The sequence below is a fragment of the Thermogemmatispora sp. genome, from assembly GCF_019683755.1.
Classification (GTDB): domain Bacteria; phylum Chloroflexota; class Ktedonobacteria; order Ktedonobacterales; family Ktedonobacteraceae; genus Thermogemmatispora.
In genome coordinates this window covers 1-14,939 of sequence record NZ_JADGHT010000018.1, presented here as the reverse complement: position 1 = coordinate 14,939, position 14,939 = coordinate 1, and the positions used below count along the sequence as shown (strand labels likewise).

The 14,939-nt window shown below is 61.1% G+C and carries 13 protein-coding genes; 2 read left to right on the top strand and 11 right to left on the bottom strand.

What is annotated here, in order from left to right:
* Positions 1-217: 217 nt before the first annotated feature.
* Both IRZ24_RS02805 and IRZ24_RS02800 read left to right on the top strand, forming a co-directional pair.
* Positions 218-1,252, top strand: a complete 1,035-nt coding sequence (locus tag IRZ24_RS02805) for a class I SAM-dependent methyltransferase (RefSeq protein ID WP_297160326.1) — start codon at positions 218-220, stop codon at positions 1,250-1,252.
* Between the two features lie 254 nt (positions 1,253-1,506).
* Positions 1,507-2,514, top strand: coding sequence for a sugar-binding transcriptional regulator (locus IRZ24_RS02800; RefSeq protein ID WP_297160324.1), 1,008 nt, complete (start codon positions 1,507-1,509; stop codon positions 2,512-2,514).
* Positions 2,515-2,693: 179 nt separating this feature from the next.
* On the opposite strand, the gene IRZ24_RS02795 is transcribed toward IRZ24_RS02800, so the two are convergent.
* From IRZ24_RS02795 to IRZ24_RS02745, 11 genes are all read right to left on the bottom strand, one after another.
* Positions 2,694-2,984, bottom strand: a complete 291-nt coding sequence (locus IRZ24_RS02795; RefSeq protein ID WP_297160322.1) for an HPr family phosphocarrier protein — start codon at positions 2,982-2,984, stop codon at positions 2,694-2,696.
* Between the two features lie 246 nt (positions 2,985-3,230).
* Entirely contained in the window at positions 3,231-4,760 is a 1,530-nt protein-coding gene (locus IRZ24_RS02790) for a dihydrolipoamide acetyltransferase family protein (RefSeq protein ID WP_297160320.1), read from the bottom strand.
* A gap of 76 nt (positions 4,761-4,836) precedes the next feature.
* Complete coding sequence (locus IRZ24_RS02785) at positions 4,837-5,817, bottom strand: alpha-ketoacid dehydrogenase subunit beta (protein WP_366914221.1); 981 nt, start codon at positions 5,815-5,817, stop codon at positions 4,837-4,839.
* A gap of 80 nt (positions 5,818-5,897) precedes the next feature.
* Positions 5,898-6,872, bottom strand: a complete 975-nt coding sequence (locus IRZ24_RS02780) for a thiamine pyrophosphate-dependent dehydrogenase E1 component subunit alpha (protein ID WP_297160316.1) — start codon at positions 6,870-6,872, stop codon at positions 5,898-5,900.
* A 336-nt stretch (positions 6,873-7,208) separates the two neighbouring features.
* On the bottom strand, positions 7,209-7,712 hold the full coding sequence (locus IRZ24_RS02775; RefSeq protein WP_297160315.1) for a PTS sugar transporter subunit IIA: 504 nt from the start codon (positions 7,710-7,712) through the stop codon (positions 7,209-7,211).
* A 104-nt stretch (positions 7,713-7,816) separates the two neighbouring features.
* A complete protein-coding gene (locus tag IRZ24_RS02770) occupies positions 7,817-8,290 on the bottom strand; it encodes a hypothetical protein (protein WP_297160314.1) in 474 nt (157 codons plus the stop codon).
* Positions 8,291-8,536: 246 nt separating this feature from the next.
* Positions 8,537-9,619 (bottom strand): zinc-binding dehydrogenase, encoded by a 1,083-nt coding sequence (locus tag IRZ24_RS02765; RefSeq protein WP_297160312.1) that lies wholly within the window; start codon positions 9,617-9,619, stop codon positions 8,537-8,539.
* A gap of 48 nt (positions 9,620-9,667) precedes the next feature.
* Complete coding sequence (locus tag IRZ24_RS02760) at positions 9,668-10,324, bottom strand: class II aldolase/adducin family protein (RefSeq protein ID WP_297160347.1); 657 nt, start codon at positions 10,322-10,324, stop codon at positions 9,668-9,670.
* Between the two features lie 70 nt (positions 10,325-10,394).
* Entirely contained in the window at positions 10,395-11,381 is a 987-nt protein-coding gene (locus IRZ24_RS02755) for a sugar-binding transcriptional regulator (RefSeq protein WP_297160310.1), read from the bottom strand.
* Between the two features lie 509 nt (positions 11,382-11,890).
* Positions 11,891-13,402, bottom strand: coding sequence for a PTS transporter subunit IIC (locus IRZ24_RS02750; RefSeq protein ID WP_297160308.1), 1,512 nt, complete (start codon positions 13,400-13,402; stop codon positions 11,891-11,893).
* Between the two features lie 201 nt (positions 13,403-13,603).
* Positions 13,604-13,906, bottom strand: a complete 303-nt coding sequence (locus IRZ24_RS02745) for a PTS sugar transporter subunit IIB (RefSeq protein ID WP_297160306.1) — start codon at positions 13,904-13,906, stop codon at positions 13,604-13,606.
* Between the last annotated feature and the right edge of the window lie 1,033 nt (positions 13,907-14,939).

Here is a 14,939-nt window from a genome sequence, read left to right as displayed (position 1 = left end):
TGCTGTTGGTACAGCTCCTGGTAGGACGGTGTGCCTCATATGCGATCAGTCTCAGCATAGCACCGGTTGTCTGGCTGCGCAAGGGAGGGGTGGGCTGGTGCCGCCTGCCGGTGTCTGAGAATGAGGAGGAAGCAACAAAGGCGAGCCAGGCAGAGGAGGCAGTGCTATAATAACAAGGGGCTATCCTTTGGAACAGGTGAGGAAAGGAGGCGCCGAGGTGGAAGAGCCACGAGCGGTCGGCGGGCAGCGACGCCGTCTGCGGGTTCCAGTGCGCGAGCGGGCCTTACGCGTCGAAGATCTCATCGTCATAGATGGCCATCGCACTCGGCGGGAGGTTCTTGCCGAACGCCTGCAAGCGGGCGGCTACCGGTTATGGCAGACAGCTCACTTTCTCCTGGCGGAGCGTGACCAGGAGCCGAGGCGCCTGCTGGTGCATTTTTTCGCTCCTCGGGAGCTAGATGCCGATCTGGGGGCTTGTTTCCTGAACGAGCTGCGACCGGCGGGCTGGCTGGCAGGCCCTGACGATCTGGGGCGCCTTTTTGCCGGGGTCATCGGCTCCTCTGACCCACATGACCCGGCCAGGGCCTGGCGGCGCTATGGTGAGAACACGCTGCAGCGCTACCGCTCTCTCCTGCAGGCTGATCACGCTGCTCATTCCCAGACATCGCCTTGCCCCGACTCCCCGATTACCATCTTTGCCAGCCTCTACCGTCGTGTCAGGCTCCTGCTGCAGCAAGAGCCTGCTGGGGCTACGGGGCGCCTGCTTGATGCTGGCTGCTCTTTTGGCTTCCTCCCCCTACTTTTGGCCGAGGCCTGCCCTGGGCTAAAGGAGATCGTGGGTCTGGACCTGCGCCCCGACGCCTTTCTCATCGCGCAGCAGCTTGCTGCAGAGCGCGGCTGGCGGCAGATTCGCTTTGTGCAGGCTGACCTGTGTCGCGCTGAGCAGATCATAGCCCTTGGTCAATTTGACACGGTCGTGGCTTTGCACGTCCTCGAACACTTCGACCCGGAGGAGGGTGAGCAGGTCTTAAGCCATCTGCTGATGGTGGCGCGACGGCGCCTGATCATTGCCGTCCCTTATGAAGAGCAGCCTGAGCCGGTCTATGGCCATCGCCAGACCTTCTCACCAACTGCCCTCGATGAGCTGGGCCGGCGCTGCCTGAAGCGCTGGGGCCAATACCAGGGACGGTACTGGTGCGAGGAGTGCGCTGGTGGTCTACTGGTGATCGAGCGCGACCACGATGGCGTCTGAAGAGAGGAAGCGAAGCCCCTGCAGGAAGCGACGCCAGGCACAACAACAGAGATGAGAGCTATCTGCGGCAGAGCGGTCAGGCGCGGGCCTTGTCTGCGCGGCCTGGTGGCTGCGGCAGAGGCTGACGCTGTTGACAAGGGGAGGATCTGGCTTTTACAATACCTTTCAAGGTTGCACGTTGGTGCAAAGATCGGCGTTTGTGCCGAAACGGGCGTGCGAACGATCATTGTTGCTCAGGGAAAGGGCACAACAGTATGACTCAGGAAAGTGATGACATTTATCTCCTGACCGAGGTGGCCAGCCTCTATTACGAAGAAAACTACACGCAGGAGCAGATTGCCAGAATGATAGGCATCTCGCGCTCCGGCGTTTCCCGCCTGCTGAGCCGCTCACGGGAGCTGGGTCTAGTCGACATTCACGTCCATCAGGTGCTCCGTACCTCTGCCGCTCTGCAGGAGGAGCTAATCGCGCGTTTTGGCCTGCAGGACGCGCAGGTATTGGAGACCGCGGAGGCTGAAGGGGTAGCGCTGGATCGCGTCGGGGCCCTGGCGGCGCGCTATGTTGACCGGCGCATTCAGGAATCGCACGCGGAAGGAAAGCGGCCCATTCGCACGGTTGGCATCTCATGGGGGACCTCGATGCTGGAGATGCTCAAGGCGCTGCGCCCGCGGCGGCGTCTACCGCTCAATGTGGTGCAGCTTATGGGCAGCGTTGACACCTCCAGCCGGCCCGATATTGATGGGCCGGAGATCGCACGGCGCCTGGCGGATGCCTATGGCGGGCGCTGCTACTACCTGCATGCGCCCTTACTGGTGGCTGATGCCAGTGTCCGTGAGGGTCTGCTCAAAGAGCGCAGCCTACGTCGCTCGTTCCAGATGATGGAGCAGATGGACATGGCGCTGGTAGGCATTGGAGGCGCACGCCCGGAGGCTTCTGGTCTCTTCCGCGCCGGCTATCTGGATGAGGAGGAACTACAGGTAATCCGCAGTCAGGGAGCTGTGGGCGATATCTGTGGCTGTTACTTTGATATTGAGGGCCGCCTCTGCGCTCACGAGCTGCTCTGTCGCACAGTGACGGTCTCGTTTGAGACGTTGCGCAAAGTGCCGCTGGTGATCGCTGTTGCGGCGGGCGTAGCCAAGAAAGAGGCCATGCTTGGTGCGCTGCGCACTGGAGTTGTAAAGGTTCTGATCACCGATGAGCCTGGCGCCCGGGCCTTGCTTCAACTGGCCTCCAGCCAGGAACTGGCTCAGCTCCCCGGCTAGCCTCGTGGCTAGCGCTATCCATCCAACCATCACCAACCGACAGTAGCAAGAGCAGATGAGGCGGGGGACAAGGCTCTCACCGTGCGCGCTGGCCCGGCTCGGCTTGCCGTCCCCCGCGCAGCTCACCTGCACCTCTCCTCTGAGCTGCTCACTCCAAGTAAGGCCGTTTTCTCTCCCCCTTATGAAGAAGCGGAGGGGGGCAGCGCCTCCTCGGCGAAGTCACGCTCGATCAGATCGACCAGAGCCGCGACAGCCTGCTGCTCATCTTCGCCTTCCGCCGTGATTTCAACCTCAGTGTTCTTCCCCACAGCCAGCGTCAGAATCAAGACGAGGCTCTTGGCATTCACGCTTTTCCCTTTGCTGCTGATGGTGATTTTGCTCTTGAACTGATTGGCCAGCCTGACGAATTGAGCCGCAGGGCGAGCGTGCAGGCCAACCTCATTGCGCACAATCGTTTTTGCTTGCTGCATGCACCTGTCTCCTTCAATCGGTGTGGAGCACGATGCTCCAGAGGACAGTGTACCATCTCTGGGGCGATCTGTCGCCTCTCTTCTCTCAGGGCCGGAGCAGCGCGCGGGCGCCACGACAGCAGCCGCTGCAGGCCGCCTGGCCTGCTCGCCGGCGGATAGCAGCCCGGCAATGACTGCCACTTCTCTCGCTGGACGGGGAAGATGGCGACCCTGGCCGCCGCTCTGAGTGACGCGGCTGCTCCTCACTTAGAGCAGTAAATAGGGATTTTCAAGCAGCAGCTTGCAGCGCTGCAGGAAGCGACTGCCGGCAGCGCCATCCAGCACGCGGTGATCGGCGGAGAGCGAGACCTTCATGATGGGACGGATCTCCAGGCGAGGCGCCTGCTCTGTCGGGCTGGTCTCGCTCGCTTCGATGACCACGCTGCGACGGGTCACCTTGCCGACGGCGAGAATGGCGCTCTGTCCTGGGGGAATGATAGCGTGGAAGGTATCAATACCATACATGCCCAGGTTGGAGACTGTGAAGGTGGCCCCGGTGAGGTCATCGGGGGAGAGCTTGCCGGCGCGAGCTCCCTCGACAAGACGGCGCAGGTTGCGCGCCAATTCGGCTAAGGTCTGGCGATCGGCATGGCGAATGACTGGCGTCAGCAGGGACTGACCAGTGTCGACGGCTACGCCGATATGGACGGCGCGCCAGCGGCGAATGACCTCCTTGCCTGGCCCACGGCTGTCGTCGAGCGTGGCGTTGACCTCGGGGCAGGCCCGCAGCGCAGCGGCCACCGCACGGATGATGATGGCTGTCAGCGAGGGAGCTTCCTCGCCTTGAGCTGCCAGGCTGGCCGCCAGATGGCGACGGCAGCGCTCAGCTTCGCTCATGTCGATCTCCAGGTCGAGATAGATATGCGGAATGGTGGTAACACTGGTCAGCATGCGCTGCCCAATCAGGCGCCGCGCCGGCGAGAGCGGGAGGTCCTCGGCTTCGGTCTCTGCCTTCTCTGCTGAGGGGACCACAGGCGTGGGCGCTGCGGTGGCCTGTGATCGAGCAGGAGCGACGGAGGCAGCACCGTCGACTGGGGTAGCTGTTCGACTCTCCTGACGCTGACGCGTGATGAGGGCCATTTCTACGTCGACGCGCGTGACTTTCTCTCCGCCTTTTTGCTTGGCGAGCGCTGCCAGATCTAGCTGATGCTCGTGAGCCATCTTGCGCGCTAGTGGCGTGGCCCGCACTGCTGGACCTGGCTGCTGGCCGCTCTGGGCAGCTACGAAGGCCAGCACATCGGCGCGCGTCAGGGGCAAGGCAAAGCCGGCCTCGGCCACAGCCTGCAGCTCCACGCCGTGCAGGGCCGCCTCGCGTTTGGCGGCGGGCGTACTGGCGATGCGCTTCTCCTCGTACTTGCGCTCGCTGGGTGCTGGCGGGACCGGGAGAGAGGGAGAAGCGCCAGCGGTGCCGGCTGCCTGAGCAGGGGAGGAGGCGGACATAGCCGCAGCGCTGGCGGCGGCAGCCCTGGCGGCTGGGTCGCGGCCCTCAGCCAGCAGGATGGCCAGGGGGGCACCGACCTCCAGTGTCTCCCCCTCGCTGGCCAGGATCTGCAAGAGTTGGCCCGTGCAGGGGGCCTCGACCTCCAGATTGACCTTGTCGGTCATCACCTCGACAAGCGGCTCCCCCTTCTCGAAGCGCGCTCCCTCGCTGAGCAGCCAACGCACTACGGTGCCTTCGTTCATCGTCATGCCCAGCTTGGGCATTGTCAGCGTACGTTGCTCGTGCTGCCTCTGCATGGCGCCGTCACCTCTGCCATATCTTGAGTGAAGAGATCAAGGATAGGCCTGAGCGTCTGTGAACAAGCGAGTCGGCTCACAGTGGCCTCCGCTGCAGCAAACGCCTGGCGGCCTGATAGATGTCCTCTTCCTGGGGGGTGGCGCGCCGTTCCAGGGTGCGGTTGTAAGGAATCGGGGTCTCGGCACCGCCCAGGCGCAGAATAGGAGCGTCCAGATAGTAGAAAGCCTCGCTTGCTGCAATGCGAGCAGCGATCTCACCCCCGAAGCCCCCGGTCAGCACGGCCTCATGAACGATCAAGACGCGCCCGGTCTTACGGGCCGAAGCGATCAGGGTCTCCTCATCAAGCGGGCGCAGAGAGCGTGGATCGATCACCTCGGCCTCAATGCCCTCCTCGGCCAGGCGAGCCGCCGCGGCCAGAGCGCGTGGCACCATAATGGAGAGGGCAATGATTGTCAGGTCCGTGCCGGGGCGCTTCACCTCGGCCTGACCGATAGGGACCGTCCAATCTCCGCGGGGGACCGGCCCCTTGTGGCGGTAGAGCAGCTTATGTTCAAGGAAAATCACCGGATTGGGGTCGCGGATAGCCGAGAGGAGCAACCCCTTAGCATCGGCAGGCGTTGAAGGGAGGACCACTTTCAGGCCGGGCACGTGGGCGAACCAGGCTTCCAGGCTCTGTGAGTGCTGGGCCGCCGCGCCGGTGCCGGAGCCGAGGGGAGCGCGGAAAACCACGGGAACCTGAGCCTTGCCGCCGAACATAAAGCGCAGCTTGGCCCCCTGATTCACAATCTGGTCCATGCCAAGGGCCATAAAGTCACTAAACTGGAATTCGGCCACTGGGCGCATGCCGGTGAGGGCGGCACCGATGGCGCAGCCGGCCAGAGCCGCCTCTGAGATTGGCGTATCGCGTACGCGCTCCTCGCCGAATTCCTCGATGAGGCCATAGGTCACGCCGAAAGCTCCGCCGTAGATGCCGATATCTTCCCCCATGAGGAAGACGCGCGGGTCGCGGCGCATCTCCTCGCGCAGAGCTTCGCGAATGGCCTCGGCGTAGGTCATCTCCTGTACTGGGGCCTGGCTGCTCTCAATTGGCTGAGCTGAGCCGCTGGCGACGGTTGTCGAGAGAGACGAAGGACCGCTCATGCGTACACTCCTTCCAACAGGGAGTCAGGGTCGGGTTCAGGGCTGGCCAGGGCGAACTGATAGGCCTCTTCAATGGCCTGGTAGGCAGCGGCCTCCTCGCGCTCGATCTCCTCTGGCGTCATCAGACCGTGCTCGCGCAGATAGGCGGCTAGTCGCTTGATCGGATCGCGCTCTTGCCAGGCGCGGATCTCTTCGCGGGTGCGGTAGCGATTCTGGTCGCTCTTGGAATGGCCCTTGTAGCGGTAGGTCACAGCTTCGATCAAGGTGGGACCCTGGCCGGCGCGAGCGCGGGCGGCGGCACGGGAGACAGCCTCGTAGACGGCAAAGACATCGTTGCCATCGACGCGCTCGCCAGGGATGCCGTAGGCTATAGATCGCTGAGCGATGGTCTCGCAACGCATAGCGCGCCGCACGGACATCGACATGCCGTACTGGTTATTCTCGCAGAGAAAGATCACGGGCAGGTCCCAGATGGCGGCCAGGTTGAGCGACTCATGAAAGGTGCCCTCGTTGGCGGCGCCGTCTCCGAAGAAACAGAGGCAGACGCGATCAAGGCCCTGCATCTTGATGCTGAGACCAACCCCTGTGGCGATGGGAATGCCGCCGCCAACAACGCCATTGGCGCCGAGGTTGCCAGAGGCCACATCGGCAATGTGCATGGAACCGCCGCGTCCGCGGCAGTAGCCGGTCTCTTTGCCGAGCAGCTCGGCCATCATCAGCTTGAGATCGGCCCCTTTGCTGATGCAGTGACCGTGACCACGATGGGTGCTGGTAATATAGTCATCGGGCCGCAGGGCCTGTAAAGCCGCGGCGGCGGTAGCCTCTTCTCCGATGGAGAGATGAGTAGTGCCGTGCACTTCGCCGCGCATGAAGAGTTCATCGACCTTTTCTTCGAAGGCGCGGATGCGGTACATGGTTTGCAGCAGGCTGCGCATCTGCTCAGGGGAGAGGGCGGGAAGCGCTTCAGGCATAGCTGGGTCTCCTGCTGTGTTGCACAAATATTCAATAATGCACACATATTCAATGTACCATGCTCAAGGGCGGCTGTCAATAGGCGGGCGGTGCGCAGCATGGCAGCCAAAGGGATGGAAGGCCGCTCTCTTCCTTTCACACGGGGCTAGATCATGGGAACATTCCTCAGAGGCTATGAGAGATTCTTCGCTATGAAGCCATTTTCCCTGGTCAAGAAGCGTCAGGGTTGGTGAAGTGAGAGGAGGAAGAAGGCGGGGGGGCAGGAAGACAGGGCCTGCCAGAGCAGGAGCGCTGGCCTGCCTGTCTGCCTGCCGCCAGCAGGCCCGGTCTTCTCGCTAATCCTCGTTCACGGCGATCTGCAGCATCTCTTGCAAGCAGACGCTGATCTCCTGGGGTGTTTGCAGGGCAATGAAGCGCTCATAGAAACCGGGCTGTTGCAGCGCGCAGGTTACGGCCTGGAGAAAAGCAAGCTGGGCCTCGCCCGACGTCAGGACGGGGAAAATGGCCAACCGACAAAGGTGTTGGCGTGTGGGGTCATCCATAGCCTGGAAGGGCAGGGCCTCGCGCAGTAAAGCCACCACTAGCGCTGGACGCAGCACATGCTCAAAGTCGACGTGGGGCAGGGCCACGGCGAAAGCGCCGAAGTCCAATCCTGTCGGATAGCGCTGTTCACGCTCTTTGACCCCATTCAGATAGCTCGGGCGCACCTGGTCACGCCGCAGCAGCTCCTCATGCACGCGAGTGAACAACTCATCTTTAGTGGTCACTGGCAGATCCCACAGCACCAGGACCGGCATCGTGATGCCGTTGAGCGTCAGCTCTAGCTCGATTGGTTCCATAGTTGAAAAGATGCCCTTATCCAGCTTAGTAGATCATTTCCTTTCTTTCCCTGTGAGCCGTGCTCCACTCTGCCAGGAGTGGTCGAGGAGCGTCGTAGCCGTCCTCAGCGCTGAGAACGACTGGCGGCGCTGGAGGGCCGGAGCCGGCGCGTCTGTTGTCGCGGCAGGCCTGGGCCTGCGGGCGACTGAGGTGTGAGCCGCGCCAGCAGACGCGTCAGGCCCTCGGTGGTAAAGCCCACTTCAGCGCGCAGGGCCTCGGGAGTGGCCCGCCGTATCCAGAGACCGTGGCGGGTCGGCATAAAGCGCACGCGAGCCGCCGCCGCTTGCCAGCGTGGCTCTAGAGCCTGCAACAGTTGCCGTGGTGTCTCCGGCTGGGTAAGATCGTAGGCCGGCACTAACTCCAGCACCCAGCGTCGTAGCTGCTGACGCAAGCCGATGACCCCATGCAAGCCCCAACAGATCACGCCCATCCAGGCCAGCAAAAGCAGGCCGATCGGCAGAGAGTGCGTCAAATAGGCACTTTCCAGGGCGCGCCCCAGCGGCCCCATCAAATAGTCGACGAGAAGGCCGATCATCATTGACCCTCCTTTCTTTCCTGACTGACCTGACGAGGGGCGGCGGTGCCGCCCAGGCCGGCAGCTAGTCAGCCAGAGACATGCTCTGCGTCGCAGAGTGAAGCAAACGCCCGCCGCGTTTCCCCGAGGGAGAGCCGCCGGGAACGCCAGCGGCTTCCCTTGCGTACAGTTGAGATCTCTGCCCCTGTCAAATAGGCCCTGGGGCTGAGCGGCGTCGCAGGAAAAGGAGCATGGTAGGTAACTGATGCCTCAACTAGAAGAGAGAGCTAATGCTCCCAGAGGGGCCGGTGTCCCTTCTGGCGGAACAATAGCGTACTTAATCCCGTGCTGCTGACCGATCAGCTCAAGGGCCTCGATGGTCTCGGTCAGCGGCTTATTGGCAGAGATATAGTCGCGAGCGCGCACCTGACCGCTACAAATGAGATCGAAAGCCAGGCGCACATGGCGTGGTGTATGATGAAAGACCCCCTTAATGGTCAACTCACTGTAGTGGAGCTGAACCGTATCGACAGTGATGCTGGTGCCCTCGCTGGCCCCTCCGAAGAGCAGGGCCTGACCGCCTTTGCGGACCATAGCGATGGTCTTCTCCCAGACAGCCGGCTGCCCCACGGCCTCGATAGCAATATCGGCGCCGCGTCCCCCCGGAGTTAAGGCACGGACTGCAGCCACCTGATCCGCTACCTGGGCGGCATTGATCGTTGCTACAGCGCCGAAATAGCGCGCTGCCGCCAGGCGCTCTTCGCTGAGATCACAAGAGATCACCCGTGCCCCCCGTAATGTGGCTATATTGACAAACATTAGCCCGATAGGGCCAGCTCCATTCACTACGACTGTGTCTCCGAGCTGTACATTGATCTCTTCTACCCCGTGGACAGCACAGGCCAGAGGCTCCAGCAGGGCAGCTTCGCCGAAACTCAGCTCATCGGGAATAAGATAGGTGTTCTTACGGACAATGCGCTCAGGAATGACGATGTACTCTGCATAGGCACCGTTCAAGAATTCAAGGTTCTCGCATAAGCTTTCACGGTGAATAAGACAGTAGTAGCAGGAGCCGCAGGGGGCGCTGTTGACTGCGACAACGCGTTGTCCCGGAGAGAAGGTCTCGACATCCGCACCGACTGCAACAACAGTACCGGCGAATTCATGGCCGAAAGGAACCGGCAACTGCTTATTCTTCAGCATGGTAGGATGACCACGGCGATAGGTCTTCAGATCAGTGCCGCAGGTCAAAGCGGTGCCGATCTTGACCAACAGCTCACCACGGCCTGGCTGCGGCGTAGGAATCTCTTCCAGGCGAGCCTCGCCGGGCCTGTAAAAGAGAATCGCTTTCATCGTAGCTACACCTTTCCCTTCCAGGCTAGTCATCAAGAGGCAGACACTTCAGGCATGTTGCTCAATAGGCTTTTGTCGATATTCAGCAAGCCAGAAGCGGTGGAGCTGTTCGACCTCCTCGGGAGGCAACAAATGGGGCGTTCCCAGAAGCCTGGCGAGGAAGTAGATTTGAGCACTATCCTCCAGAGCGTGGGCGATAGAGAAAGTCCGTGGCAGATCTGGTCCCACAACCATCGCCCCATGATTGCCCCAGATGACCGCCATATGATGGCCCAGTGTCTTGGCCACCAGTTCCGCAAACTCTCGGCTGCCCGAGCGCTGATAGGGTGCGATGGGAACCTCGCCGCCTAGACAGAGAGCCGACTCAGCCAGCACCATAGCAATCGGCTCATACAGGACGCCAGAGATAGTGGCGTAGGGAGAATGGGTATGCATCACGCAATGGATGTCGCGACGTTGCTGCAAAATCAGTGTATGGAGCGGCGTCTCGATCGATGGCTGCCAGCGTCCCTCAACGACCTGGCCTGTTTCGTCGACAACAACGATATCTTCAGCGCTCAGGGTCTCATAGTCGGTGCCACTGGGTGTGATACAGATCAGGCCGCTGGCAACATCGCGCGCGCTCAGATTCCCCTGAGTGGCGCGCACCAGGCGACTGGTGTACATCTTTTTTGCATACCTTGCAACCTCATTTCTTAGCTCCATCAGTAGAGGCATGGGGTACTTTCCTCCTCCTTTTGTTACTCATCACCACAGTATGCATTTGGATACCAGGCTAGCAGCGCTGCTCAAACGAGGCTGCGCCTGGCTCCTGGCTAAGCAGGTAATCGGCTGTCGCTTCATCGGTGATCAAAGTGGTGATGAAGCCGCCGCGCAGCATTGCCAAAACAATTTCCTGTTTAGCGCCTCCGGCGGCTAAACAGATGCGTTCAGGGATGGCCTTAAGGGCCAGCAAGGGCAGAGCGACGGTCGTCAAGCGACCTTCCAGGTCGATAACCCTCCCCTGGCGATCCAGGAAATGACAGAGCAGATCGCCCACAGCCCCTTTGGCCCGCAGCCAGAGGCGTTCTTCGCGGCTGATCGCATTGAGGCGCTCCAGTGTGGAAGAGTCACTCAGATCGCCGCCGCTGAAAAGAGCAACCTGGGCCCGTGCCGCCAGAGCGAGAGTCTCCTGCAGGCTCTCCTCACGCAGGAGGAGCGCAGCGGTTTCCGGATCGCGCACGAGGGCCGGAGCCTGCAAAGTGTAGACGGCTCTGGCGTGGAGACGCTGACCCAGACGAAAGGCAACGTCATAGGGATTGGCCGTATGTGTCCCGCCCTGGATACCGCCCAAAGCCGAGACCACGGTGAGGCGCAGCGCTGGCTGAGCCGGCAACAGGTCAAGAGCGTAGCTCAGCGTGCGCCCCCAGGAGACAGCGATAATATCGCCGTAGCCGAGTGTAAGTAGTGAGGGCAATTCGTGAGCCACCAGGCGCCGCTGCTCATCTTCATCGGTCACTGTGGGCACCAGCCGTACGCGCCGTAGCTGACAAGCATGATAGCGCTGCTGTACGGCTTCTTCTCGTTCGAAGAGATCCACTGCGGCATTGATCCTGATCTGTACCAAGCCACGTGTTCTGGCTTCTTTCAGCAATCTCACCACGCGTGCGCGGCTCATACCAAGACGGCGTGCGATCTCTTCCTGGTTGTAATCCTGCTGATAGTACAGCCAGGCGCAGCGGATAATCTCTTCCTGGCTATAGCGGGAAGAGTGTGTTCTCATCTGCTCCTCTCTCCCTGGTCCTTCTTGATCCCACCTGGGGAGGCTATCCACTCTGAGGGTTGCCAGGCTGGAACCGCTGGGCGGGGCCCTCTTCCGACCGCTGTCGGCAAGTGATAGGAGCAAACTGACAGACGACAGTCTGACGGCCTTACGGCGATCCTCGGTGCTGCCAAGCCAAGACTGGTAGCAGTCTTGCCTAACATCAAAGATGTGTCAGTCCACTGGAAGACGCAGGTTATGGCTTGCCGCTGCTAGCGGCCCAACAATACCCTGGCGCGCTGCCCCGCTGCTGGAGAGGCAGCGGGGCAAGGCGCTCGAGAGCCCTGACGCCGTGCTGCCCTCCAGCGCGAGGGGGAATCCCTACAGACGCGGCCTTTTACCTGCTTTGGATCACAGCCCGGTAGCGAGCTGCTTGTTGACGTTTGCTGCAGGTATTGGCGTCTGTTGCACACTGTTGTTCACCTGACCGATCAGTTAGACTTACTCTTGTCCGCTCATAATGTGGCTGGCTACTGGCTCTGGCCGGCAATGGCCTGGCCACCGGTACCCTCCAGTTCCGGCTGAGGTTCAACCAGCGTCTCCTCTTCTCGGATATAGAGCGCCTTATCATCGATGCCGGGCACATGGGAGCGGCAATAGAGGAAGTAGATGATATAGCAGGCCGCGGTGAAAGCTACCCAGAGCGCCGACCAGATCAAAAAGACCGGGCCGTAGGACCCCACCTCTTGCAGCGCGAAGAAAAAGACCAGCACGAAAGGAAGGATGTGGGCTCCCGAGTCGAGGCTAGAGATAGAGATGGCCCCCTTGGGAATGGAGAAATGGGCCCCCTTCGCCAGCACGACTGTCATGGGAGCCAGGAAAGTACCGACCGAGAGGATACCGGCCATAAAGATGGTGGCGATGATGACGCCACGGATGACGTTGCCGCGTGACCAGGTGTTGGCCCAGATCACCAGGAAGGGGAGCACGGCCAGATCAGTGAAGGGCAGCAGGTGGTTGAGGCCAAGGAAGCTCAGGGCGATGGCGAGCAGAAGTGTGATGGGGACCATGATGAGGGCGACGGTCATATTGTTGGCGAAGCCGATGACGATGGCGGCATCCAGGCCGATGTAGAGTTCGCGGCCTGGGAAGCGCTGGCTGATGAAGGACTGCGCGCCCTCGGAGAGGGGAATAAGGCCCTCCATGAGAATGGCCACCATGCGTGGCAGCACCAGCATCACGGCGCCAAGGGTGATGCCAGTAGTCAGGATCTTAGCCAGGGAGGAGCCGAAGTCATGGCTCAGGCCCGGGAAATAGGCCAGCAGACCAATGAGCAGCCCAAGCACCAGGCCGACGATCATCGGCTCGCCGATGATGCCGAAGCGCTCCTGAATGGTGCCGGTGTCGGCGTGGAGCCTGTTCAGTCCCGGGATGCGGTCCAGCAGCTTATTGAGCACCCAGCCAATTGGCGACCAGCCGACAGTTTCGGTATGTGGCAGGGAGATGCCGGGCAGACCATAATAGTCCTGAACGATGGGGGCTGAGAGATCGGCCAGCTTGAGAATGAACAGCTCGGTGAGGAGGGCCAGGGCAAGAGCGATAAAGAGGTTGTGGGTGATGACGTAGACGAAGGCGGCGGTAAAGATAAAGTGCCAGTAGTTCCACATGTCGATGTCGAGCGTCTTGACGAAGCGCACGACGATCAAGAGGAGGTTGAGCAAGATGCCGAGGATGAAGACCCAGGGGACGACGGAGACGGTGCCGAAGGAGATGGCGGCGGCGACAGGCCAGCCGACGTCGATGACGTCGAGGTGGATGCCGATGTTGTTGACCATGGCCTGGGCGGCCGGTCCCAGGGTATTGACCAGCAAGCCGATGACGAGGTTGATGGCGATGAAGCCAACGCCGATGGTGATGGCGGCCCGCAGGGAGCGTCCAAGCGGCATGCGGAAGATCATGCACAAGATGAAGATGATGAGGGGCATCACGACACTGGGGCCAAGGTTGAGGATGTAGTTGATCACGGCCATGACTGTGGACATCGTTGTCTCCTCCTTCTTTCCTTGTCTTGAGGATAAAAAGACAACCTCCGCGGAATACTTCTTATGCGGTCTATCTGTTCTGTTGCCTCAGTCGAGGATTGTGGCCGGGCCGCCTGTTGGGCGCGTTAGTTGGGCGCTGAAGCGCTTGACGTAACTGGGGCCTCTAGCTAATCTGGGGCCTCTCAGGTTGCTGAAAAGCTTTCAGGTGACATTGAGGGTCTTGAGGTAGGCAGCGATTTCGTCGGCCAGCCGCTCGGCTCCTGCGCCGCTGATGAGCGGCAGGCCGTTGAAAACTTTGACAGGTACTTTCACAGCGACCTGGGTGGTCGAGACAATGGCATGTGGTCGGAAGGTGGAGATTTTGCCAACAACTTCGGCGGCTTTGCATGAGACGGTTGTGACACTAAGGCCGCGGCTCTTGAGCAGGCGCTTGAGCTTATCGGCGGCCAGAGTTGAGGTGGCGATGCCGGTGCCACAGCTGACGAGGATACGCAGATCTGCCATCGCAAGTTACCTCCTGCCGGAGTCAGCTCTTTGCTACAGACTTGCTTGCCGCTACTTGATGAGACCTTTGTGCTGCTCTGGCCTATCCTACTGGGTTGTCCTGACTGCCGCGTGGCTGAGTGGTGCTCATGCGGGTGCTATGTCAGGCGTGGTGCGCCTAATAGGATGCCGTGGGGATGACTGCCGCTACGACAGTCTTCATGACTGTTTATACTGCTGCTGCTGCTGCGCTGCTACACCTCCTTTTGCCTTTCATGCTCCGAAGTGGGCTGTGGAGCAGTGCCGCTCTGCCTCGGCTCCTTTCGAGGACGATTGTTCACAGCCTGCAAACTTGTCCACTCAGTTGCTTCTATGGTACCTGATAACGGTGACGGTTGTCAACCCTTGTGCAAAAGTGGACAATTGTTCACTTTACGCTTGCCTGATAGAGTAGAGGGACAGCTCGGGCGTAGTCAACAAGCTGGCTACGAGTAGGAGAGTACTCCGGGGGACAGTCCTGGCTGTCCTGAAGACGTCCGCTTGACGGGATCTCAGGGGCCGGGCCTATTGCGCACCAGCGATCGGATCTGTGCCAGGGTGAAGCCCTGAGCAAGGGGGGAGATCGGACTCGGGGACTGCCAGCGTGCGTGCGGACTGTGGGCCAGGGCCGCTGTAAGGGATTCCCTCCCGATCGTGAATGGTTGCTGTGCCTGGGCATGGCAGAGCAGCGACCATTTCCCCCTGGAAATGGAGGGCGACCGGGGATCAAGGGAGAGATGCCAGCGTGGAATGAGGCTAGCGTGGAAGAACAGACAGGCTCCCAGGGGACCGTGGGCCTGCCGCCTGGGAGCGGTGCGCCTGCGAAGGCCCAGACGGCTGATGCCGGGTCATGACTGTGGGGGGGGTGTTGATGAACGAGTCAGGGGAAGACCGGGCCTCTCAAGCCGTGGTGCCATGACTTGGGGAGGGAAAAGGCGGGCGTCTCTGGCTGGTGGAGGTGGGCCCGGCTATGCACGGGCGCGCCTGCAGAGAGGCCCGCGCTTCCTGGGGGCGG

Coding starts and splice junctions, on each gene's coding strand:
- IRZ24_RS02800 (WP_297160324.1), top strand. CDS start 1,507: ATGACTCAGGAAAGTGATGACATTTATCTCCTGACCGAGGTGGCCAGC.
- IRZ24_RS02795 (WP_297160322.1), bottom strand. CDS start 2,984: ATGCAGCAAGCAAAAACGATTGTGCGCAATGAGGTTGGCCTGCACGCT.
- IRZ24_RS02790 (WP_297160320.1), bottom strand. CDS start 4,760: ATGCAGAGGCAGCACGAGCAACGTACGCTGACAATGCCCAAGCTGGGC.
- IRZ24_RS02785 (WP_366914221.1), bottom strand. CDS start 5,817: ATGACCTACGCCGAGGCCATTCGCGAAGCTCTGCGCGAGGAGATGCGC.
- IRZ24_RS02780 (WP_297160316.1), bottom strand. CDS start 6,872: ATGCCTGAAGCGCTTCCCGCCCTCTCCCCTGAGCAGATGCGCAGCCTG.
- IRZ24_RS02775 (WP_297160315.1), bottom strand. CDS start 7,712: ATGGAACCAATCGAGCTAGAGCTGACGCTCAACGGCATCACGATGCCG.
- IRZ24_RS02770 (WP_297160314.1), bottom strand. CDS start 8,290: ATGATGATCGGCCTTCTCGTCGACTATTTGATGGGGCCGCTGGGGCGC.
- IRZ24_RS02765 (WP_297160312.1), bottom strand. CDS start 9,619: ATGAAAGCGATTCTCTTTTACAGGCCCGGCGAGGCTCGCCTGGAAGAG.
- IRZ24_RS02760 (WP_297160347.1), bottom strand. CDS start 10,324: ATGGAGCTAAGAAATGAGGTTGCAAGGTATGCAAAAAAGATGTACACC.
- IRZ24_RS02755 (WP_297160310.1), bottom strand. CDS start 11,381: ATGAGAACACACTCTTCCCGCTATAGCCAGGAAGAGATTATCCGCTGC.
- IRZ24_RS02750 (WP_297160308.1), bottom strand. CDS start 13,402: ATGTCCACAGTCATGGCCGTGATCAACTACATCCTCAACCTTGGCCCC.
- IRZ24_RS02745 (WP_297160306.1), bottom strand. CDS start 13,906: ATGGCAGATCTGCGTATCCTCGTCAGCTGTGGCACCGGCATCGCCACC.